A 22405-nucleotide genomic window follows, 5' to 3' on the forward strand; every position below is an offset into this window, starting at 1 on the left:
GTCCGGCCGAAGGATCATGTCAACAAAAGCGGGATGCTGCGGCCTCGGTCGTGCGCCCATCACTGGAACACCCAACATTATGCCAAGCGACAGTCCTGGTAACTTGCGAGGTACCTCGCCAGGTACCTCGCCGACAGCGGCGCCGGTCTGAGAGCTTGATGAGCTCACAAGGCCTGCCGTTGCCGGCAGACCCCGAAGGTGAGCTATGACGGATACCCCCACCGCCACGGATGGTGACCTCGATGTGTTCGCGCTGGCTTCGCGGCTGAGCGACGGCCATGTCGCGGACAACGTCGAAATTCTCAATCAGCTCGCACCGCAGGACGCTGCCGCGGTGCTGGTGTTGCTGCCGGTCGATACCTCGGTCGAGATTCTCGACAAGCCGGAGCTGAATTTCGGCCCCGAGATCGTCGAGGCGCTGCCGCGACGGACCGCGACCGTGCTGCTCGCCGGCATGTCGGCCGACATGGCCGCCGACATCGTGCAGCAACTCGAGGAGCCGGTTCGCAACGAGCTGATGCAGGGGCTGGACGCGGCGACGCGCACGACCATCGAGGGCCTGCTCGCCTATCCGGAGAATACAGCGGGCGCGATGATGACGACCGAGTTCGTCAGCGTGCCCGCGACCTGGACCGTGGAGCGCACCTTGCAGCACATCCGGCAGGTCGAGCGCACCCGCGAGACGGTCTACGCCATTTACGTGCTGGACGCCTTCACCCGCCGCCTGGTCGGCGCGGTGTCGCTGCGGCGGCTGGTCGCCGGCGCGCCTCTGGCCAGGATCTCCGATCTGGCGCGCTCGCCGATTACCACCTCTCCGCTGACGGACCGCGAGGACGTGGCGCGGCTGATCACGCGGCACGACCTGCTGGCGGTGCCCGTCGTCGACAAGGCCGGGCACGTGCTCGGCATCGTCACGGTCGACGACATCATCGACGCCATCATCGAGGAAAATACCGAGGACGCGCAGAAGTTCGGCGGCATGGCGGCGACCGACGAGCCTTACCTGCAGGTCGGGCTGCCGGGCATGATCCGCAAACGCGGCGGCTGGCTCTGCGTGCTGTTTCTCGGTGAGATGCTGACCGCGAGCGCCATGCAGCACTTCGAGGGCGAACTGGAAAAGGCCATCGTGCTGACGCTGTTCATTCCGCTGATCATGAGTTCGGGCGGCAATTCCGGTTCGCAGGCGACCTCGCTCCTGATCCGCGCGCTGGCGCTGCGGGAGGTCAGGCTCGGCGACTGGTGGCGCGTGGCTCTGCGCGAACTGCCGACGGGACTGATTCTCGGCGCCATTCTCGGCGCGATCGGCGTCGTCCGCGTGGTGGTCTGGCAGAAGCTCGGCATCTTCGATTACGGCGAACATTGGGTACTGGTCGCCGTCACGGTCGCGGCCGCGCTGATCGGAGTGGTGACATTCGGCTCGGTGGCGGGCTCGATGCTGCCGTTCATCCTGCAACGGGCGGGGTTCGACCCCGCCAGCGCTTCCGCGCCGTTCGTCGCCACGCTGGTCGACGTCACCGGCTTGATGATCTATTTCAGCGTCGCGCTGCTGATCCTCAGCGGGACGCTGTTGTAAATGCAGACGCTTTCCACCCGTCATGCTCGGGCATGTCCCGAGCATCCACGTCTTTGTCTGGATATAGCAGCAAGAAGACGTGGATGGCCGGAATAAATCCGGCCCCCGCGGTGGCCCTTCCCGGGGCGGACGCGGCGGGGCGGTTGCGGTAACATGGGTCATGATTTCCTCACCGATTCGCATTCTGGGCATCGACCCGGGCCTTCGCCGCACCGGCTGGGGCGTGCTCGACATCGACGGCAACCGGCTGATGTTCGTCGGCTGCGGTTCGGTGGAGACGCGCGAGGGGGAGGCGCTGGCGAGCCGGCTGCTGGCAATCCATGAAGGGCTCGGCCGGATCCTCGACCGGTTCCGCCCGGCGGAAGCGGCGATCGAGCAGACCTTCGTCAACAAGGACGGCGTCGCGACGCTGAAGCTCGGGCAGGCGCGCGGCGTCGCCATGCTGGCGCCGGCAATGTTCGGTATCGCGGTGGCGGAATACGCGCCCAACCAGGTGAAGAAGACCGTGGTCGGCGCGGGCCATGCCGACAAGACCCAGATTCAGGCGATGCTGAAAATCCTGCTGCCGAAGGCCGACCCGAAGAGCGCCGACGCCGCCGACGCGCTCGCCATCGCCATCACCCACGCGCATCACCGGGGCCGCGCGGCGGCGCTGGCTGCGCGGATCAAGGTGGCGGGATGATAGGCAAACTGAAAGGCCTCATTGACTCCTATGGCGAGGATTACGTCATCGTCGACGTCGGCGGCGTCGGCTATCAGGTGCATTGCGCCTCGCGCACGCTGCAGGCGCTGCCGTCGCCGGGCGAGGCGGCGGTGCTGTCGATCGAGACCTATGTGCGCGAGGACCAGATCAAGCTGTTCGGATTCCGCACCGATCACGAGCGCGAATGGTTTCGCCTTCTACAAACCGTGCAGGGGGTCGGTGCGCGGGTGGCGCTCGCGGTGCTCGGCACGCTGTCGCCGGCCGATCTCGCCAACGCCATCGCGCTGCGCGACAAGGCGGCGGTGGCGCGCACGCCCGGCGTCGGCCCGAAGGTCGCCGAACGCATCGTGACTGAGCTGAAGGACAAGGCGCCGTCCTTCGCCAATGTCGATCCCGCCGTTGTGCATCTCGCCGGCGCGATCGACGACGCCCGCGCCCCGCGCCCGGTGGCGGACGCGATCTCGGCGCTGGTCAATCTCGGCTACGGCCAGCCGCAGGCGGCTGCTGCGATCGCGAGCGCCTCGCGTAGCGCCGGCGAAACCGCGGAGACCGCGCAACTGATCCGGCTGGGCTTGAAGGAGCTGGCGAAGTGAATGAGGCATCCCGCATCGTCACGCCCGAGCGCCGCGCCGACGATGTCGGCGACACCGCGCTGCGGCCGCAAAAGCTGGCCGAGTTTGTCGGCCAGGCGCAGGCCAGAGCCAACCTGCAGATCTTCATCGATGCCGCCCGCAAACGAAAAGAGGCGCTCGATCATGTGTTGTTCGTGGGTCCGCCCGGCCTCGGCAAGACCACGCTGGCGCAGATCGTGGCGCGCGAACTCGGCGTCGGCTTTCGCGCCACTTCGGGCCCGGTGATCGCCAAGGCCGGTGATCTCGCCGCACTGCTCACCAACCTCGAAGAACGCGACGTGCTGTTCATCGACGAGATTCATCGTCTCTCGCCGGCGGTGGAGGAGGTGCTCTATCCAGCGATGGAGGATTTCCAGCTCGATCTTATCATCGGCGAAGGTCCTGCGGCGCGCTCGGTCAAGATCGAGCTGGCGAAGTTCACGCTGGTCGGCGCCACCACGCGCGCGGGACTCTTGACCAATCCGCTACGCGACCGCTTCGGGATTCCGGTGCGGCTGAATTTCTACACCATCGATGAGCTGGAGAAGATCGTCAGCCGCGGCGCGCGGGTGCTCGGCGTCGGCATGGCAGAGGACGGCGCCAATGAGATCGCCCGCCTCGCGCGCGGCACCCCGCGCATCGCCGGCCTGCTGTTGCGGCGGGTGCGCGATTTCGCGTCCGCCGCCGATGCTTCCGCCATCGATCGCAAGATCGCCGACCACGCGCTCGGCGCGCTGGAAGTCGATGCGGCGGGGCTCGACGCGATGGACCGCCGCTATCTCTCGACCATCGCGCTGAACTACGGCGGCGGACCTGTGGGTGTGGAAACCATGGCGGCGGCGCTATCGGAGCCGCGCGACGCCATCGAGGACATCATCGAGCCGTATCTGATCCAGTGCGGCTACCTGCAGCGCACACCGCGCGGACGGCTGCTCACCTCGCACGCGTTCCGCCATCTCGGCCTAACTGAGCCCTCGCGCGATCCGGCGCAATTCGGCCTGTTCGGTGGCGAAGAGGATTAAGACGCCGCGCCTTGCCCCGCGGACGCGTTGGGAGCGGCCCTGCCGATCCGATAACCCGGCAATGTGAAGTTGTCCGAGAACGCGCTTCGCATCATCCAGTCCCCGACAAACGGCAGCGACATCAGGCGCGTGACCTGATTGCGCAGGAAAAGGCCCCCTTTGGTCCTGGGCACGAGCCAGCTACCGAATCGTGATGCGGACTGCTGTTTGCTCTCGATGAATGTGCGCAATGTGGTGTCATAGTTCTTGAAGGCACGCGCAAAATCGCCATGAGCGCGATCAAGTTCGCCGGCCAGAACATAGGCGGCAATCATGGCAAAGGCGGTCCCCTGACCGGCGAGCAGCGAAGGACAGAAGGCGGCATCGCCCAGCAGCGCAACGCGTCCCGTCGACCACCGGTCCATCCGAATCTGGCTGACCGAGTCGAAATAGAGATCGCTGCAGGAAGGCAGCATCGCGAGAATGGCATCAGTTTCCCAGCCGGCGCCGCCGAAGCGCTGCGCCAGCAACTCCTTCTGGGCGACGACATCGCGGTGATCGAAGGGTAGCTTGCGATCCTCCGCCCAGTTGAAGAAGAAGGCGGTGCGATTGCCGCGAAGCGCGTAGCGTGCGATCTGTCGGCCGGGCACGCCATAGCTGACGAAATCGCCTTCGTCGCGATGCGGATAGCCCTCGACCGTAAACGATGCGACGTAATATCCGAGATACTTCTCAAAGTCGGCCTCCGGGCCAAACACTAGTTGTCGTACCCTGGAATGCAGGCCATCGGCGCCGATCACGAGATCGACCTGCCTCGGAGCGGCATGGTGAAAGGTGACACGGACCGCCGCGTCATCCTGTTCGATCGACGTGATCGAGTCACCGAAGATCGTTTCAACCCGACCTTCAAGAGAGCGGTAGATCTCGCCTGCCAGATCGCTGCGAGGAATGCTGAAATAACGTCCGCCGACGGCGCTCCGGAGGAGGTCGGCGCTGAAACCTCCGGCCGTCCTGCCTGCGTCATCGACGAAACGCACCTCGGACATGTCGTAGCTCAGGCGCTTCAGCTGCGGCAGGAGGCCCATGATTTCCGCGACGTCGTAGCCGACGCCCCAGAAATCGATCATGTAGCCGTCGGTGCGCAGCGTCGGAGCAGTTTCGATCAGAACAGGCTCGATACCGCAACGTTCGAGCCAGAACGCAAGCGCCGGTCCGGCGACGCCGGCGCCTGAAATCAGTACGATAGGTCGGCTCGTGTCTTGCATCGATCCCGATTGAATGCAAAGCGACAGCTCCAGCTCAGGATACTGGCAGTCGAATATGGAACATTTTGGACTCGATGGACACGTCCGCGGCGGCAAGCACTATATGCAAATTCGCGTGTATTACGAGGACACCGATTTCACCGGCCTCGTCTATCACGCCAACTATCTGCGTTTCATGGAGCGCGGGCGCAGCAACTACCTGCGCCTGCTCGGCGCCGATCAGCGCGCGCTGTTCGACGAGGCCGAAAGCGAGGCGCCGGGTTTTGCTTTCGTGGTCCGCTCGATGCAGATCGAGTTTCTCAAGCCTGCGCATATGGACGAGGTGCTCGACATCGTGACGCGGCCGCTGGAGGTGCGCGGCGCCTCGATCACGCTGCATCAGGAGGTGAGGCGGGACGACACGCTGCTGCTGGACGCCAGGGTGAAGGTGGCGTTCGTTTCCGCAGGGCAGGCAAGGCCGATACCGAAGGCGCTGCGGTTGGCTATGAAGGCCGATCAAATCTGATCACCGCCGATCACGTTCCTAAAATCACATTGTCCGTGCCGCGCTGAAGCGCGGAGCGCGTTACGCGTCACGTCCGCCGGAACTCGCCGTTTGCTGGCGAGTTGCCTCGCATGCATCAACTCGCACGCAATGACTGGAGCGCGCCATGCCCAAGATCACTCCGTTCCTTTGGTTCGACTCGCAGGCCGAAGAAGCCGCGAAGTTCTACGTGTCGGTGTTCGACAATTCGAAGATCGTCGAGACGACGCATTACGGCGAAGGCAGCTCGAAGCCGGCCGGCACGGTGCTGACCGTGGAGTTCGAGCTCGACGGCACCCGCTTCCTGGCGTTGAACGGCGGCCCGCATTTCCAGTTCAGCGAAGCGACCTCGTTCAGCATCGGCTGCAAGTCGCAGGATGAGATCGACTACTACTGGAACAAGCTCACCGCCGGTGGCGGCGGCCCGCTCAAGGGAGGCTGGCTCAAGGACAGGTTCGGCGTGTCATGGCAGGTGGTGCCCGAGATGATGCCGCGCCTGTTGCAGGACCCGGATCGCGCCAGGGCCAGCCGCGCCATGAAGGCGATGCTGAAGATGAAAAAGATCGTCATCGCCGACATCGAGGCGGCTGCGAACGGTTAGCAGCTTTCTTTTGTGGCATTTCGGGGCGATGTTTTGCATCGCTCCGAAATTCATAATCCCTGTCGTGCCTCTGGCGTTGGCGCCGCGCTTACGGCCTCGAAAAATAATCCTCCCCCGTCATTCGTCCGGCTTGAGCGGACGATCCAGTGAACGCCATCCCAGGATATTGATATCTGGCAAACGGAACGCGGGATGCCGTCCTGCGCGGGGCCTGACGGTCGATTCCCGTCGCCGAAATTTAGTGGGCCACCCTGTCGGCATTGAGCATACTGGTTCGTCCTGGAAAGCGAGGGGAGGATTCGTTCGTATGCTCTACGCCATACTTTGCTACAACAACGAGGACGTCGTCGGCTCCTGGAGCAAGGAACATGACGCCGCCGTGATGCGGAAGCTCGCGGTGGTGCAGGACAGGCTGCGCAAACAGGGCCGGCTCGGTCCGGTGGCGCGGCTGCTGCCGACCACGGCAGCGACCACGCTGCGCAAGGAGAATCCGCCGCTGATCGTCGACGGACCGTTCGCGGAGACCAAGGAGCAGTTGCTCGGCTTTTATGTGATCGACTGCAAGAATCTCGAGGACGCGCTGGAAACCGCGCAGGAACTCGGCGACGCCAATCCGGGCGGATCCTATGAAATCCGCCCCGTCGGACTGTTCGATGCCGGAGGCGTCGTGGCGTGACCGATGTCGCCTGGATCGATGCGGCTCTCACGGCGGCGCGTCCCCAGGCGCTCAGTGCGCTCTTGCGCTATTTCCGCGATCTCGACACCGCCGAGGAAGCCTATCAGAACGCCTGCCTGCGCGCACTCAAGACCTGGCCGGAAAACGGTCCGCCACGCGATCCGGCGGCATGGCTGATCCTGGTCGGACGCAACGCCGCGCTCGACGAGGTGCGGCGGCGCGGCAGGCAGCAGGCGCTGCCGGACGAAGAGGCGGCGATTTCCGACCTCGGCGATGCCGAAAGCGAGGTTGCCGAGCGGCTCGACGGCTCGCACTACCGCGACGACATCCTTCGCCTGCTCTTTATCTGCTGCCATCCCGATTTGCCGGCGACACAGCAGATCGCGCTGGCGCTGCGGATCGTGTCGGGTCTGACGGTGAAGCAGATCGCGCGTGCATTTCTTGTCAGCGAAGCCGCGATGGAGCAGCGCATCACCCGCGCCAAGGCCGCGGTGGCGAAGGCCGGCGTTGCGTTCGAGACGCCCGGCGCCGTTGAGCGCAGCGAGCGGCTCGGGGTGGTCGCCGCCATGATCTATCTCGTCTTCAACGAAGGCTATTCCGCGAGCGGCGACACCTCGGAGATCCGCGCGCCGTTGTGCGAGGAGGCGATCCGGCTGGCGCGGCTGCTGCTGCGGCTGTTTCAGAACGAGCCGGAAATCATGGGTCTGACGGCGCTGTTGCTGTTGCAGCATGCGCGCGCCCCGGCGCGGTTCGATTCGAGCGGCACGATCATCCTGCTGGACGATCAGGACCGCAGCCTGTGGAACAGGACGATGATCGCGGAGGGCGCGGCGCTGATCGACAAGGCGATGCGCCATCGTCGCTCAGGCCCCTATCAGGTGCAGGCGGCGATCGCGGCGCTGCATGCGAGCGCGCCAAAGCCGGAGGATACCGACTGGCGCCAGATCGATCTTCTGTACGCAACGCTGGAGCAATTGCAGCCGTCGCCGGTGGTAACGCTCAACCGCAGCGTTGCCCTCTCCAAGGTCGAGGGACCGGAAGCCGCGCTTGCGCTGATTGCGCCGTTGGAATCGCGGCTTGCCGGCTATTTCCATTTTTTCGGCGTCCAAGGCGCCTTTCTGATGCAACTTGGCCGCAATGACGAGGCCCGCGTCGCATTCGACCGCGCCATCGCGCTCGCCAATACCACGGCGGAGGCGGCGCATATCCGCATGCATCTCGATCGGCTGATGAAAGACGGCGCCGCCAGAGGGCCGCAGGGCTATTTCACATAGAAGAGGAAGGCGGCAATCACCAGCAGCGCCGTCACCGCCATGACATGCGCGAACATGTCTGCGAGCGCGCCGGGAGCCGTCCGCTTTGTGGCATCGGTCATGATGTCCTCCCCAGGTCGTGGAGTGGATTGACGTTCGCAACCCCGTCGACCCAGGCGCGCGAAGCGAATCCAGCAGATCACACAATGATCTTGGATCGACTCGATCCCAGATCATGAGCGTGATCGTTTCCGGTATTCCAGAGCGGGATGCGGGTTGAAAACCGTTACACGTCATCCCGCTCCGGGCTTTGGCCAGTGCGGTTCGGGCATGACTCATCGCGGCGCTTGCGCGCGAGTCAAAACTGAATCGATGTTTACGCGGAACGCCCCTTGGAATTGCTGCGCCCGCATTCGTGTCCCCGCGGACGAAGCAATGACGCAAGCGTGATCAAGCAATGCGGCAAGAATTTGTTTGTGACGGAGTGCGCGTTGCGTTGTCATGGGCGCTTCAGCGCGCCCGTCGAAAATTTTTGCCGGACATGTCGGAGAGGCTGTGGCTCGCCCGTCTTCATTGCAGAGCCGGTACGATCCGGTCGGATCGATGGAGGATCACAATGCGTTTCATGGTGATGGTGAAGGCGACGAAGGACACCGAGGCGGGCGTGATGCCGAGCGAGACGATGCTGGCCGCGATGGGTCGCTTCAACGAGGAGATGGCGAAGGCGGGCGTGATGCTCTCCGGCGAAGGGCTGCATCCGAGCGCGAAAGGCGCGCGGATTCGCTTCTCCGATAAAGGCGCGGATGTCGTCGACGGACCGTTCGCCGCCACCGGCGAACTGGTCTGCGGCTTCTGGCTGATTGAAACCGCTTCGCGCGATGAGGCGATTGCCTGGATGAAGCGCGCGCCGTTTTCGCCCGGCGATGAACTCGAACTGCGTCAGGTGTTCGAAGCGGAGGATTTCGGCGAGGCGCCCACGCCGGAATTGCGCGGGTTAGCGGAACGACTGCGCGCCAAGGTCGCCGTGCGGCGCTAGTACCGCTTGACGGAATTCCATTTGATTTTTCTAACACACGAGGAACGCCCATGCGGTTCATGATGCTGATGATTCCAAAAGGCTATGAAACAGCGGCGCCGGGGACTATGCCGGATGCGAAGGCGGTCGCAGCGATGATGAAATACAATCAGGACCTCATGGCCGCCGGCGTGCTGATCACGCTCGATGGCCTCCATCCGCCGTCGATGGGTGCGCGGGTTTCGTTCGCCGGCGGCAAGCCGCTCGTGACCGACGGTCCGTTCACCGAAGCCAAGGACGTGCTCGGCGGCTACTGGATGATCGACGTTGCCTCGCGCGACGAGGCGATCGCCTGGGCGAAGCGTTGCCCGGCCTCCGACAATGAGATCATCGAAATCCGGCAGGTGCAGGAGATGGCCGACTTTCCCGCAGACGTGCAGGAAGCCGCCGCGGGATTCGAGACGATGCAGGGCAACCCCAGCAAGGGTTAACGTCGGAACGGCCGAGGTTTGGCCACCCGGAGACTGCCTTGGGTTCGCCCTAACGCATTCGCGGGCCGATATGACCCCGAATTTCAGCGGGCCATCCGACCGCGAGCAGACGAAACGAGTAGCGTTTCGCCGGGGCTCATGTAAGAACCATTCACATGAGCTGGCGCAAGGACCATCGCCGCCCCGAGCGCGGCTATCATCACGGCAACCTGAAGGAAGCGCTGCTGCAGGCGGCGCTCGGCCTGATCGCTGAAAAGGGACCGGCCGGTTTCACCTTCGCCGATGCCGCGCGGTCGGCCGGCGTCAGCCCTGCCGCGCCCTACCGGCATTTCCGCGACCGCGATGAGCTGCTGGCGAGCATCGCGCAGCGCGGCTTCGAGCAGTTCGAGGCGGAACTGACCAGGGCCTGGGATGACGGCCGCCCCGATACCGTCACCGCTTTCGAGCGCGTCGGCCGGGCCTATCTCGCCTTCGCCCGCAACGAGCCCGCATATTATTCGGCGATGTTCGAATCCGGGGTGCCGATCGACGTCAATCCGATGCTGTCGGCTGCGAGCGAGCGCGCTTTCGGCATCATCCGCGCCGCCGCGGAACGGTTGGCCGCATTGACGCCTCCCGGCGTCGCGCGACCGCCGGCACTGATGATGGCGCTGCACATCTGGTCGATGTCGCACGGCATCGCCTCCTTGTTCGGCCGCGGCGATGCGGCGCGACGCAAGCTGCCGATGTCCGCCGAAGACCTGCTCGAAGCCGGCGTGCTGATTTATCTGCGCGGGCTCGGCTTTCCCGCCGAGCGCAAGCCATCGGATAGCGCGACCGGGTCTGAATCTGCGGCCGAAGCCGCGCCGCGGCGGGGACCGTGGGGTCACAAATCCGCGACCTGAGTCGGGAGCGCGTCCATCCGCACCGCCGATCTGATCGCTCGCCGCAAGCGCGACGACGTCCAACGCCTTCTGGCGGATCGTCTTTTCGTCTTGGGTCGATCTCCAATCACGCCGGCGGCCAATGTGACGAGTCGTCACAATCGGGAACCCGACTGCCATGAAAGCCCTATTTTGCGGGCAATCCCGCGCTTGACAAAATCCCTTAATGGTCTACTTATGTAAATGTTATTTACATTCACGCGGCGAGATGCCGTTATGGAGAAGGCCATGGCCCAAACCGCTGACTACGATCGCTGGAACGGCCCTAACCACATGCAGGGCCAAGGTTGCTATCCCTCCACCCGCTTCATGGGTGCGCCCTGGCATCCGCTTCGGATCGTCCTGATCGTGCTGGGTTTCATGGTGTGGTGGCCGATCGGTCTCGCGATTCTCTTCTTCACACTCGGGAGCAGAAAGATGGGTTGCTGGAGCAACGATCATTTTGAAAACAAGATGCAGCGGATGCAGTCCAAGATGGATCGGATGCGCGATCACATGGAGCGCAGGGGCTTCGGCTTCCCCGGCTTCGGTGCGCCCTCCAGCGGCAACCGCGCTTTTGATGAGTATCGCATGGAGACGCTGCGGCGGCTCGAGGAGGAGCAAAAGGAATTCAAGGATTTCCTCGAGCGGTTGCGCCACGCCAAGGACAAGGAAGAGTTCGATGCGTTCATGGCGCAGCATCGTACCCGTCCGACGCCGCCGAACGATCAGACCCAGGGTCAGTAATCGAGACCCGCAGATCAAGAGCGCCAACTGCGCGCCGACAATCCGACGCATGACCGCCCGCCTGTCCGACAGGCGGGCGGTTTTGTTTGCGCCAACGCCGCGTTGCAATCCCGGCGATCCGGTGGGGCGTTGATCGGTGATCTCAGCGATACCGGAACAGCCGTGCGAGGCGGTCGGCCACTCCATCGGTCGGGTTCAGCCCCGGTGATGCGCAAGGGCCGGAGGAGGAACCGATTCCGCGACCCTGATTCATCCCCGGTAACCCGATTTTAACCAAGATTAGCGTCTGGTTACAGGCGTGAAGACGCGCCGATAGCCCTCGTTTTGACACGTTGGCAGGGGATGCAAGGCCCGGCTTTGGACGGGCCCCCCATGTGACTCAACCGGCTTTTGCGTTGGCGCTTTTCGCCGCGCGTGCTGCGTGGCTGCAGAACCGGCGGCGGAGCCGCCCCGGGGTCGATAGGGAATCTTGGTTGAGAGGACACCGCTTATGAATCCGGCCGACGTGGCCCAGTCAGCCTTGCCCATAGCCTCAGCCGACGTGTCGCTGATTACGCTTTTCTTCCATGCTCACTGGATCGTGAAGGCGGTGATGCTCGGCCTGCTCGGCTGTTCGGTGTGGGTATGGGCGATCGCGATCGACAAGATGTTTCTCTACGCCCGCACCAAGCGCGCCATGGATCGATTCGAGCAGGCCTTCTGGTCGGGAGAATCGATCGAGGACCTGTACCGGGCGCTGTCGTCCAAGCCGACGCAGTCGATGGCCGCCTGTTTTGTGGCGGCGATGCGCGAGTGGAAACGCTCTTTCGAAAGCCAGGCCCGCTCGTTCGCCGGACTTCAGATGCGGATCGAGAAGGTGATGAACGTCTCGATCGCGCGCGAGATCGAGCGGCTGGAACGGCGGCTCCTGGTGCTGGCCACCGTCGGGTCGGCGGGCCCCTTCGTCGGCCTGTTCGGCACCGTGTGGGGCATCATGTCGAGCTTCCAGTCGATCGCGGCGTCGAAGAACACCTCGCTTGCGGTGGTGGCCCCGGGTATCGCCGAAGCGCTGTTCGCAACGGCGATCGGCCTTATCGCCGCCATTCCTGCGACTATTTTCTACAATAAATTCACTGCGGAAGTGAATCGTCAGGCCCAGCGGCTCGAGGGCTTCGCCGACGAGTTTTCCGCGATCCTGTCACGTCAGATCGACGAGCGGACTTGAGGTCGACATGAGAACGGACGGTCCATCATGGCGATGAATCCGGCAGCAGCCTCCTCGGGCGGCGGCGGCCGGCGCGGCCGGCGGCGGTCACAGCCGATGGCGGAGATCAACGTCACGCCGATGGTGGACGTCATGCTGGTGTTGTTGATCATCTTCATGGTGTCGGCGCCGCTTTTGACCGTGGGCGTGCCGCTCGATCTGCCGCAGACCCAAGCCAAGAGCCTTGAGCAGGACAAGACGCCACTGCAGTTATCGGTCGACGCCCAGGGTCGGATTTTCATTAACGACACCGCAGTTACCATGGAGGAGTTGGTCCCGAAATTGAAGGCGATTACCGACGCGCGTGGCGGATTTGACGAGCGCATATTCATGCGCGCCGACAAGAAGGCCGACTACGGCACGGTGGCCCGGGTGATGGGCCGTCTGTCGGGCGCCGGGTTCAAGCGCCTGGCGCTGGTCACCGAGGTGGAGCAGGGATCCTAGGTATGCACACTAGGATCATCGGGGTGCGAGGTTGAAGCTCAAGATCGACAAGACACTGGCGGCGTCGATTGCCCTGCACATCCTTGTGATCGGGTGGGGGCTGGTGTCGTTTTCGTCGAAGGCCTTCGAATCGGTGCCGGAGGAATCCCTGCCGGTCGACATCATCTCGGCCGATCAGCTCGCGCATGTGACGGCGGGCATGAAAACCGGCAAGAAGAAAAACCCCAAGCCGCTGGTCGAGAAGGTTGCGGATCCCACGCCGCCGCCCGACGATACCGTCGGCAAGATCGACGACAAGAAGCCGCCGGTCGTGACCGAAACCGCGCCGCCGCCGGTGCCGAAGCCTGTCGAGAAGCCGGTCGAGAAGAAGCCTGATCCGCCCAAGCCGGTAGCGGAGAAAAAGCCGAAGGAAGAGCCGAAGCCGATCGAAAAGAAGCCCGATCCGCCGAAGGTCGATCCGATCGCGGAAGCGCTGAAGAAGGAAGAAGCCAAGAAGCCCAAGCCGAAACAGCAGGCCAAGGCTGCGCCGCCCAAGCCCGAAAAGCCGAAGGCCGAGCGCGTATTCGACGAGTCGAAAATCGCGGCGCTGCTCGACAAGCGCGACCCGACGCGGCATGCGGTAGCCGGCGATACGCTGAATTCGAACGCCGCGCTCGGCCTCGCGCATGGCAAGTCGGCCGACAATTCCGCGACCTGGGGCGCGATGTTCAAGTCGCAGGTCGAACGCTGCTGGAAAAAACCCTATGGCGGGCTTGAAGCGCAGATGACCGAGGCGGTGTTCAGCATCAGGCTGAAGCGCGACGGCACGCTCGAGACCTCGCCGACGGCGATCAGCAACCCGTCGACGCCCTATTTCCGTGTCTATCAGGAGAGCGCACTGCGCGCGATCATCGAATGCCAGCCGTACAATCTGCCGGCGCAGTTTTTCGACGAGTGGAAATTCTTCGAACCCGTATTCACTGAGCGAAAGTCGTAGAGCGCCACGGCGACGAACCTGGCCGAGATGGAAGAAGCCTGCACTGATGATTGAAAGACATGGATCTGAAAGATTTGGAATTGAAAGATTTGAATTGCCGGGAATATCCGTGCGCCTGAACCGCCGACAGATGATTTCCGCCATGGCCTCGGCCGGCATGTTGCTGGGCGGCCGCCAGGCCTTCGGGCAGGCGCGGGTGCAGATCGACCAGGGCAACGTCGCGCCGCTCCCGATCGCCATTCCGAATTTCGTTGCTGGCTCGCCGTCGGACGGCGAAGTCGGCGCCGGTGTCGCACAGGTCATCACCAACAATCTCAAGCGCAGCGGCTTGTTCGCGCCGATCGATCAGGCCGCCTATATCGAGAAGATCACCAATATCGACGTGCCGCCGCAGTTCGCCAACTGGAAGACCATCAATGCGCAGGCGCTGGTGACCGGGCGCATGACGCGACAGGGCGACGGGCGACTCAAGGCCGAGTTTCGCCTGTGGGACGTCGCGACCGGCCAGCAGCTTGCAGGCCAGCAATATTTCACGTCGCCGGAATATTGGCGGCGGATCGCGCACATCATCTCGGATCAGATCTACGAGCGCCTGACGGGCGAGAAAGGTTATTTCGACAGCCGCGTGGTGTTCGTCGACGAGAGCGGGCCGTCGCAGCACCGCGTCAAGCGTCTGGCCTTGATGGATCAGGACGGCGCCAATGTGCGCTATCTCACGCGCGGCGCCGATCTTGTGATCACGCCGCGGTTTTCGCCCTCGACCCAGGAAATCACCTACATGGAGTTCGGGCAGGGCGATCCGCGGGTCTATCTGTTCAACATCGAAACCGGGCAGCGCGAAATCGTCGGCAACTTTCCGGGCATGTCGTTCGCGCCGCGTTTTGCGCCCGACGGCCAGCGCATCATCATGAGTCTGCAGCAAGGCGGCAACTCAAACCTGTTCGTGATGGATCTTCGCTCCAAGTCGACCACGCGTCTGACCGACACGCCAGCGATCGACACCTCGCCGTCCTATTCGCCGGACGGCGGCCGCATCTGCTTCGAGTCCGATCGCGGCGGCAAGCCGCAAATCTATGTGATGGGGGCGACCGGCGGCGCTGCGCAGCGCATCTCCTTCGGCGAGGGTTCCTACTCGACCCCGGTCTGGTCGCCGCGCGGCGACTACATCGCCTTCACCAAGCAGGGTGGCGGTCAGTTTTCCATCGGCATCATCAAGCCGGATGGTTCTGGCGAGCGGATTCTGACGTCGGGATTTCACAACGAGGGGCCGACCTTCGCGCCGAACGGCCGGGTGCTGATGTTCTTCCGCGATCCCGGCGGCAACAGTGGCCCCTCGCTCTATACGATCGATGTCTCGGGTCGCAACGAGTTGAAGGTTCCCACGCCCGGTTTCGCATCCGATCCGGCATGGTCGCCCCTGCTTTCATAGTCCGGACCGCGGCAGCCATGAGCGCCGGTCCGCAGGTCTTTAAATGTGTCTGGCGGAGCGGATCGCCTGCCAGCGAGTTTTTCATCTTAACATTTCGCCGAAAGGCGTTCCCGAAGCGGGCGATATGACCGTTGAACGGGCCTGCTAGCCTGCTGTTTCTGGAGACAAATCCCGTTTTTTCGGTGATTGGCTCAACGTCTCGCTAACGATGTTCGCTCAGAAAGGCTTCACCAGCATTCGGTAACACTGTGCGCCCGAAAAAGGATGCGCGCGCCCCCGATGCAATTGGCCGATCACCATCGCGATACCGATACGATGTCGCCAGCGATATATGCGGCACTCGTAGGTTCGCTCTTTCAGAATCCGGCGCCGATGTTCGCCGGGGCGGTTTGTGCGGCGATTGCCGCCACCATGACCGCGTTGAAGACCGGCAATCATCTGCTGTGGCCCTGCGCTGCGTCTCTCGTTCTGATCGGCGCGCTGCGCAGCTTCGATATGGTGAAATACAAGCGCCGCCGCTCGGACCTGACCGTGACGGAGGCAACGAGCTGGGAGATACGGTACCAGATCGGAGCGGTGCTCTACGCGATTGCGCTCGGCGCGTGGTGCGCCGTCGCGCTCTTGATGACCGACGACGCGGTCGCGCATATGATCTGTATCGCGGTCACCACGGGATACGTGGCGGCCGGCGCCGGGCGCGCCTACGGGCGACCGTGGATCTTTCATCTGCAGATTTTGCTGACCTGCGGACCCATGGCGGGGGCGATGGCGCTGCGCCTCGATCCTTACTACCTGGGAATGGCGCTTCTCACCGTGCTGTATTTCCTCGGCCTCGAGAGGATTACCACGAAGCTGCAGGGGATTTTCGTCCGCGCCCTGATCGCGCGCGAACGCGAAGCGGCGCTCGCCGCCCAGTTCGACACCGCGCTGAACAACATGCCGCATGGCCTGTGCATGTTCGGCGCCAACGGCCGTCTCGGCGTGATGAACTATCGCTTCAACGAAATGATGCATCTCGCCGACGGCTTCGTGCATCGCAACGTCGGCGCGGCGGACGTCATCGCGGCATGCGTGGCTGCCGGAACGATGTCATCCGAAAACGGGCGGGCGGTCATTTCGGAACTCGAGAATTCGCAGGCCGGCGCGATCGTGACCGCCGATGCGGACACGGAACACGGCCGGGCGCTGTCGTGGACGTTCCAGCCGATGATCTGCGGAGGCACCGTTGTTCTCGTCGAGGACATCACGGAGCGGCGCAAGGCGGAAGCGAGAATCAGTCATCTCGCCCGCTTTGATTCGCTGACGGAGCTGCCCAACAGGCTCAGCTTCCGTGACGAAATCGAAAGACTGCTGGCAGCTCCGAACAGCGAGTCGCGGCTCTCGGCGCTGCTGTTCATCGATCTCGATCAATTCAAGCAGATCAACGATACGCTCGGCCATCCCTGCGGCGACCGCCTGTTGTGCATCGTCGCCGACCGGCTCCGCGGAATGCTGCGTCCGGAGGATTTCGTGGCGCGGTTCGGCGGCGACGAGTTCGTCGTGTTCCAGCAAAACATCCAGTCGCCGGAGGAGGCGGCCGCGCTGTCCCGCCGCGTCGTCGAGCGGCTCACCGAGCGGTACGAGGTCGATCGTCACCTTGTCGAGATCGGCGCGAGCATCGGCATCGCGCTGACGTCCCCGGGCGCCACCGCCGACAATCTTCTCAAGAACGCCGATATGGCGCTCTACCGGGCCAAGGCGGGCGGGCGCGGAACGTTCTGCTTCTTCCGCAGCGAGATGGCGGAAACGGTCGAAGCGCGCCGCGTTCTTGAGCTGGACCTGCGCAAGGCGCTGGCCAACGAGGAGTTCGAGCTGTTCTATCAGCCGCTGGTCAATCTGAGGTCGGGACGGATCACGGCTTGCGAGGCGCTGCTGCGCTGGAATCATCCCACGCGCGGAACGGTGTCGCCGATGGACATCATTCCCGTGGCGGAGGAGATGGGCCTCATCATCGATCTCGGCCGCTGGATTCTGCGCAAGGCGTGCATGGAATGCATGACATGGCCGGAGGCTGTCAGCGTCGCCGTCAATTTTTCATCGCAGCAGTTCCATCAGCGCGAGATCCTGAGCGAGGTTCGCTACGCGCTGGAGGTCTCCGGTCTTCCGGCGCATCGCCTGGAAATCGAAATCACGGAATCGTCCTTGCTGCGCAATACCCAGTGGACGCTGGACGCGTTGACGCAGTTGCGCTCGGCCGGCGTGAGGATTTCCCTCGACGACTTCGGCACCGGCTATTCGAGCCTCAGCTATCTGCACAATTTCCCGCTTCAGAAGGTCAAGATCGACCGCTCGTTCCTCGAGGGGATCGATACGGATCGGCCGCTGACGCTATTGCGCGGCGTGGCGCGGCTGAGTGCCGATCTCGGCATGTCCGTCGTCGTCGAAGGCATCGAGACCAACGAGCAGCTCGAACTCATCAGCGCCGACGGCACGGTGACGGAAGCGCAGGGCTATCTCTTCAGCCGGCCGGTCTCCGCGTCCCGTATTCGTCAACTGCTGGATGCCTCCCATGGCCGGCGTCAGCGCGACGACAACGTGAAGGTCCTTCCGTCGCGGTCGATTGCTTAAAATTTTTTCCTACAATTTGGCTGCCGCGAATGAGAATCTTCTCATTCGATCCGGGGCGCAACCGGTGCGAATTAACAGTATTATTATGACAGGAGGGTACGGATTAACGCTAATGCTTCGTTACCTTTGCAATAAGTTAGCAAAGCGTTAACCTTCGATTGTCGGCTGGGATTCAAGATGGATCGGGGGTGTTCCAATGAGTTCGGCTCAACAGACAATTGCCAAGCCAGCAGATCGCGGCATCCAGCTCCTCGATCGGATCGACTATCGCCTGATGGAAACGCGGGCGGAGAGGGACGTCATCTACCGTCTGCGATATCGCGCCTACCTGAAGGAAGGGGCGATCGAGCCCAATCCCGATCACAAGATCACTGATCGTTTCGACGATATGCCGAACTCCTGGATTTTCGGCGTCTATCTGGACGGCGTGCTCGCCAGTTCCATCCGTCTCAGCATTTCATCGCCGGAACATCCGCTTTGTCCGTCGGTGGACGTGTTTCAGGATTATCTCCAGCCGGAAGTCGACCAGGGCAAGGTCATGGTCGATCCGACCCGCTTCGTCGCCGATCCGGAAATCGCCGGGCAATTTCCCGAATTGCCATACCTTACGCTTCGGCTGTGCTTCGTCGCATGCAGCTTCTTCCACGCCGACCTCGGTCTGGCGACGGTCCGCGCCGAGCACCGAACATTCTATACGCGCCTGTTCAATCATCAGCCGCTGAGCCCGCCGCGTCTTTACCCGGGTCTGATCAAGCCGATTTGCCTGATGGCGGTCGATTTTCCGGCCTCGCGCGAAAAGGTCTTCACGCGCTATCCTTATCTGCGTTCGAGCTATTTCGAACGCCGGATGCTGTTCGACCGAAGGAGCGGAGCCGCGACGCCTGCGCTGCCCGGTTCCGGGTTTCCGTTCGCGCAAGCCTCGATCGCCCCGAAGCTTTGATCCGGGCCTGAGCGTCGGCTCTCGGCAGGGACGACGACAGCCTCCCGTGCGATGAGCGGGGATTACCGCCGTCATGCGTGTCATGGCGGCTGCAGATTTGCTCGAGCGGGAGTGAGATAAGGTGTGAGCGGTTTTCCCCTGCATCCAATGGGGAAGGGGATTGAGATCCGAAAACCGACGCCGCTTCACCGTCGCGCCACATTTGCAACTCATTAACCATCGCGGCGCTTCTTCCGGAAAACTTGGCATTTGATGCAGTCGGGCAACGTCTCATCAAGGTTGACGGAACGTTCGCTTAACCATCGCCCTGTAGAGCGGATGACAGTGGAAAACGTGAGCGTGGAGGCTCCGGAATGTTACATCAGAAGCGAATCCTCCGGGGATTGAAGCTGGCCGCCGTGCTCGCCGCGGCGCTGTCGATGGGGGCCTGCGCCAACAAGAACGGCATGGGTGGTGCGGACGGCGCCATGGCCGGGGCCGCTACGCCGGGCAGCCAGCAGGATTTCGTGGTCAACGTCGGCGACCGCGTCTTCTTCGAAAGCGACCAGACCAACCTGTCGCCGCAAGCGATCACGACGCTGGAGAAGCAGGCGCGCTGGCTGCAGACCTATCCTCGCTATTCCTTCACCATCGAGGGCCATGCCGACGAACGCGGCACCCGCGAATACAATATCGCGCTCGGCGCCCGCCGTGCGCAAACGGTTCGCGCCTTCCTCGCATCGCGCGGCATCGATCCCGGTCGGATGCGGACGATTTCCTACGGCAAGGAGCGTCCGGTTGCGGTCTGCAACGACATCTCCTGCTGGTCTCAGAACCGCCGTGCCGTCACGGTGTTGAACGCCAGCTCCTGAAGTGTCGCGCATCTGTGATGTCAACCGGCGCCTTCGGGCGCCGGTTTTGTTTTAGACCGGTGTCTATAGCGTTTGCGAGCGAGGCATGTCCTCGGGCCTGACCCGAGGACGAATACCGGTTCGCCGCAAGAAAACGCATCAAGACAAAATCATGGAGCCTGGCTTCTGATTCGATCAGAAGCGGAAGGGCTCCAAGACGTATCTAAACAGGAGACGGACTGGGAAGATCGTCGTAAAGTGACTGCCGGTGTTGGACCCGGTCACATTTTCGGCGCAGTCGGGTTTTCAATGGATGCGCTTTCGATGTGACGTTCATTTCAATCGTCAGGCCAAAATGTCATCCATAGCCCCGATGCTTGCGCGCGCAGCGGCTGTTGCCGCGGTGCTTGCGCTGTCGTCACCTGCATTCGCGCAATACGACGTCGACCCTGAGATCCGCATTCAGCAACTGGAAGATCAGCTCAGAACGCTGACCGGACAGAACGAGGAACTGCAACATCGGAATCGGATGCTCGAACAACAGCTGCAGCAGTTGCAGCCGGCCGGCGCGCCGCCTGCGGTCGCCGCCGCGCCGCCGGCGCAATCGGCTCCGACCTACCGTCAGCCGGCCTATGATCCGCAGGGAGGTCAGGCGCCCGTCGCGCAGGAACAGGCGGTCAGTGTGCCCGCGCAGGGCCATCGCGGCGATGCCTTCGATCCCAGCCGGAATCCAAACGCGCCGGGTGCACCGCGCGCGCTGGGCGGCGGACGGATGCCAATGCCGGAAGAAGCCGTGGGCTCGCCGGGCGGCCGGGAAGCGGGTGCGCCGCTCGACCTCGCCAACACCAGCCCGCGCCGTGCGGGCTATCCGGCGTCGGAGTCCGCTCCGCCCTCTGTTGGCGGCCTGACGACGCTGCCGCCGTCGGCGACGCCACGCGACGAATTCGACCTCGGCATCGGCTACATGCAGCGGAAGGACTATGCGCTGGCCGAGGAGACCATGCGCAATTTCACCCAGAAATACCCGTCCGATACGCTGACGGGCGACGCGCAGTACTGGTTGGGTGAAAGCCTGTTCCAGCGCCAGAAATATCGCGAGGCGGCCGAGGCCTTTCTCGGCGTCACCACCAAATACGACACCTCGGCGAAAGCGGCCGACGCCTTGCTGCGGCTCGGACAATCGCTGGCCGCGCTGAAGGAGAAGGAGGCCGCCTGCGCCGCGCTTGGCGAGGTCACGCGCAAATATCCCCGCTCCTCGGCGGGCGTGAAGCAGGCGGTGGACCGCGAGCAGAAGCGGGTTAAGTGCTGAGAAGCCAAGGCCACAGACGCTTACGTTTGCAACGTCCGATAGGTTTTGCCGACGCACCTTTTTGCCCGCGTCCGCTCAAAATACGGGGATCGATCACGTTCAGGATTTCCGATCGTCGATCCGAAATCATCCGCTTCTGATTCCATCGGAAGCGGAAAGGCTCTAAATTGCGGCATGATCGAGAACGACGTCTCGCCGATCTCGGCAACGGAAGCCAAGCCGTTTTTCGCGGACTGGAAAGCCGCCCGTGCGTTGGTCCTCGCCGTATCCGGCGGCCCCGATTCCATGGCTCTGATGTGGCTCGCGGCGCGCTGGCGGCGCGCCATGACGCATGGCCCCGATCTGATCGCTGTCACCGTCGATCATGGACTGCGGCGCGAAGCGGCAGGCGAGGCGCGCAACGTGAAGCGCCTCGCCAAGTCTCTCGGCATCTCTCATCGCACCGTGCGTTGGACCGGCAAGAAACCCGCGACCGGCCTGCCCGCAGCCGCGCGTGCGGCGCGATACGCGCTGCTGTTCAGGGCGGCGCGGTCCCATGGCGCGAGTCACGTCCTGACCGCGCATACTTTGGACGATCAGGCCGAAACGGTCTTGATGCGGATATCGCGCGGCAGCGGTATCGCCGGGCTGTCCGCGATGGCGCGCGAAACCATGCGCGACGGCTTCATCCTGGTCCGACCACTCCTGCATGTTCCGAAATCGCGGCTGATCGCGACGCTGGACAAGGCCGGGATCGGCTATGCGGAGGATCCGACCAATCGCGACGTCGGTTTCACGCGACCGCGCCTGCGCGCGCTGATGCCGGCGCTGGCGAAGGAGGGATGCGATCCCCGCAACCTGGCGCGGCTGGCCTCGCGTCTGGCGCGGGCCAATGCCGCGCTGGAACTCCTGGTCGACGGTGCCGAGCGCTATCTGGCGCTGCAGGATCGCGAAGCGCAGCGCCCCGGCTTTTCGGCCAAGGCCTTTGCGTCCTTGTCCGAGGAGATCAAGGTCCGATTGCTGCTGCGGGCGATCGATCGCGCCGGCTCTGAGGGACCGGCCGAACTGGGCAAGGTGGAGGCCCTGCTGTCGGCCCTCGATGGCGCGGCTGCGGGCGATGGCGTCAGCGGCCGCCGTGTTCTGCTGAAAAGGACGCTGGCGGGGGCGGTGGTGACGCTCACCGCCGAGCGGATCAGCGTCGAGCGCGCGCCGCCGCGGCGAACTCGCTGATGCATTAACCGTTGCACAGAAAAAACCATCATGCCTCCCCGGACCGGAATGGCTCGG

General features: G+C 63.5%; 22 protein-coding genes. 21 read left to right on the forward strand and 1 reads right to left on the reverse strand.

The genetic code is table 11. From position 1 onward, the window contains the following. Positions 1-205: 205 nt before the first annotated feature. The 4 genes from mgtE to ruvB all read left to right on the forward strand — a co-directional run bounded on the left by mgtE (position 206) and on the right by ruvB (position 3909). On the forward strand, positions 206-1573 hold the full coding sequence (mgtE, locus tag BGN91_RS06235) for a magnesium transporter (protein WP_292611490.1): 1368 nt from the start codon (positions 206-208) through the stop codon (positions 1571-1573). Positions 1574-1733: 160 nt separating this feature from the next. Further along, positions 1734-2255, forward strand: a complete 522-nt coding sequence (ruvC, locus tag BGN91_RS06240; RefSeq protein WP_292611492.1) for a crossover junction endodeoxyribonuclease RuvC — start codon at positions 1734-1736, stop codon at positions 2253-2255. Next, a complete protein-coding gene (gene ruvA / locus BGN91_RS06245; RefSeq protein WP_292611494.1) occupies positions 2252-2869 on the forward strand; it encodes a Holliday junction branch migration protein RuvA in 618 nt (205 codons plus the stop codon). Before ruvC ends, ruvA begins: the two co-directional genes overlap by 4 nt. After that, positions 2866-3909, forward strand: coding sequence for a Holliday junction branch migration DNA helicase RuvB (gene ruvB / locus BGN91_RS06250; RefSeq protein WP_292611496.1), 1044 nt, complete (start codon positions 2866-2868; stop codon positions 3907-3909). Before ruvA ends, ruvB begins: the two co-directional genes overlap by 4 nt. On the opposite strand, the gene BGN91_RS06255 is transcribed toward ruvB, so the two are convergent. After that, the gene (locus BGN91_RS06255) at positions 3906-5153 is read right to left on the reverse strand and encodes an FAD-binding domain (protein WP_292611498.1); all 1248 of its coding nucleotides are present in this window, start codon (positions 5151-5153) and stop codon (positions 3906-3908) included. The two genes, ruvB and BGN91_RS06255, sit on opposite strands and share 4 nt — an antisense overlap. A 55-nt stretch (positions 5154-5208) precedes the next feature. On the opposite strand from BGN91_RS06255, the gene ybgC reads away from it, so the two are divergent. The 17 genes from ybgC to tilS all read left to right on the forward strand — a co-directional run bounded on the left by ybgC (position 5209) and on the right by tilS (position 22348). Further along, the gene (gene ybgC, locus BGN91_RS06260; protein ID WP_292611500.1) at positions 5209-5658 is read left to right on the forward strand and encodes a tol-pal system-associated acyl-CoA thioesterase; all 450 of its coding nucleotides are present in this window, start codon (positions 5209-5211) and stop codon (positions 5656-5658) included. Between the two features lie 145 nt (positions 5659-5803). After that, positions 5804-6277 (forward strand): VOC family protein, encoded by a 474-nt coding sequence (locus tag BGN91_RS06265; protein ID WP_292611502.1) that lies wholly within the window; start codon positions 5804-5806, stop codon positions 6275-6277. Positions 6278-6584: 307 nt separating this feature from the next. Next, on the forward strand, positions 6585-6953 hold the full coding sequence (locus BGN91_RS06270; RefSeq protein ID WP_292611504.1) for a YciI family protein: 369 nt from the start codon (positions 6585-6587) through the stop codon (positions 6951-6953). Next, positions 6950-8227 carry an RNA polymerase sigma factor gene (locus tag BGN91_RS06275; protein ID WP_292611507.1) on the forward strand — a complete coding sequence of 426 codons (1278 nt, stop codon included), beginning with the start codon at positions 6950-6952 and terminating at the stop codon, positions 8225-8227. The genes BGN91_RS06270 and BGN91_RS06275 overlap by 4 nt, the downstream gene beginning before the upstream one ends. A gap of 595 nt (positions 8228-8822) precedes the next feature. After that, the gene (locus tag BGN91_RS06280; RefSeq protein WP_292611509.1) at positions 8823-9242 is read left to right on the forward strand and encodes a YciI family protein; all 420 of its coding nucleotides are present in this window, start codon (positions 8823-8825) and stop codon (positions 9240-9242) included. A gap of 50 nt (positions 9243-9292) precedes the next feature. Then, positions 9293-9712, forward strand: coding sequence for a YciI family protein (locus BGN91_RS06285; protein ID WP_292611511.1), 420 nt, complete (start codon positions 9293-9295; stop codon positions 9710-9712). 155 nt (positions 9713-9867) lie between these two features. Continuing rightward, on the forward strand, positions 9868-10596 hold the full coding sequence (locus tag BGN91_RS06290) for a TetR/AcrR family transcriptional regulator (protein WP_292611513.1): 729 nt from the start codon (positions 9868-9870) through the stop codon (positions 10594-10596). Positions 10597-10863: 267 nt separating this feature from the next. Next, positions 10864-11361: a DUF2852 domain-containing protein gene (locus BGN91_RS06295; RefSeq protein ID WP_292611515.1), complete on the forward strand. Its 498-nt coding sequence runs from the start codon at positions 10864-10866 to the stop codon at positions 11359-11361. A 490-nt stretch (positions 11362-11851) separates the two neighbouring features. Continuing rightward, complete coding sequence (gene tolQ / locus BGN91_RS06300; RefSeq protein ID WP_292611517.1) at positions 11852-12565, forward strand: protein TolQ; 714 nt, start codon at positions 11852-11854, stop codon at positions 12563-12565. Between the two features lie 27 nt (positions 12566-12592). After that, positions 12593-13048, forward strand: a complete 456-nt coding sequence (tolR, locus tag BGN91_RS06305; protein ID WP_292611519.1) for a protein TolR — start codon at positions 12593-12595, stop codon at positions 13046-13048. Positions 13049-13079: 31 nt separating this feature from the next. After that, the gene (locus BGN91_RS06310) at positions 13080-14024 is read left to right on the forward strand and encodes a cell envelope integrity protein TolA (RefSeq protein WP_292611521.1); all 945 of its coding nucleotides are present in this window, start codon (positions 13080-13082) and stop codon (positions 14022-14024) included. A 46-nt stretch (positions 14025-14070) separates the two neighbouring features. Then, entirely contained in the window at positions 14071-15453 is a 1383-nt protein-coding gene (tolB, locus tag BGN91_RS06315) for a Tol-Pal system beta propeller repeat protein TolB (RefSeq protein ID WP_292611523.1), read from the forward strand. A gap of 279 nt (positions 15454-15732) precedes the next feature. Then, positions 15733-18060, forward strand: a complete 2328-nt coding sequence (locus BGN91_RS06320) for an EAL domain-containing protein (protein ID WP_292611534.1) — start codon at positions 15733-15735, stop codon at positions 18058-18060. A 196-nt stretch (positions 18061-18256) separates the two neighbouring features. After that, a complete protein-coding gene (locus BGN91_RS06325; RefSeq protein ID WP_292611525.1) occupies positions 18257-19000 on the forward strand; it encodes a hypothetical protein in 744 nt (247 codons plus the stop codon). Between the two features lie 353 nt (positions 19001-19353). Beyond that, on the forward strand, positions 19354-19851 hold the full coding sequence (gene pal / locus BGN91_RS06330; RefSeq protein ID WP_292611527.1) for a peptidoglycan-associated lipoprotein Pal: 498 nt from the start codon (positions 19354-19356) through the stop codon (positions 19849-19851). A 334-nt stretch (positions 19852-20185) separates the two neighbouring features. Next, positions 20186-21139, forward strand: coding sequence for a tol-pal system protein YbgF (ybgF, locus tag BGN91_RS06335; RefSeq protein WP_292611529.1), 954 nt, complete (start codon positions 20186-20188; stop codon positions 21137-21139). Positions 21140-21313: 174 nt separating this feature from the next. Beyond that, complete coding sequence (gene tilS, locus BGN91_RS06340) at positions 21314-22348, forward strand: tRNA lysidine(34) synthetase TilS (protein WP_292611532.1); 1035 nt, start codon at positions 21314-21316, stop codon at positions 22346-22348. Positions 22349-22405 lie beyond the last annotated feature (57 nt).

The sequence above is a fragment of the Nitrobacter sp. 62-13 genome (assembly GCF_001896955.1).
Taxonomy (GTDB): Bacteria; Pseudomonadota; Alphaproteobacteria; order Rhizobiales; family Xanthobacteraceae; genus Nitrobacter.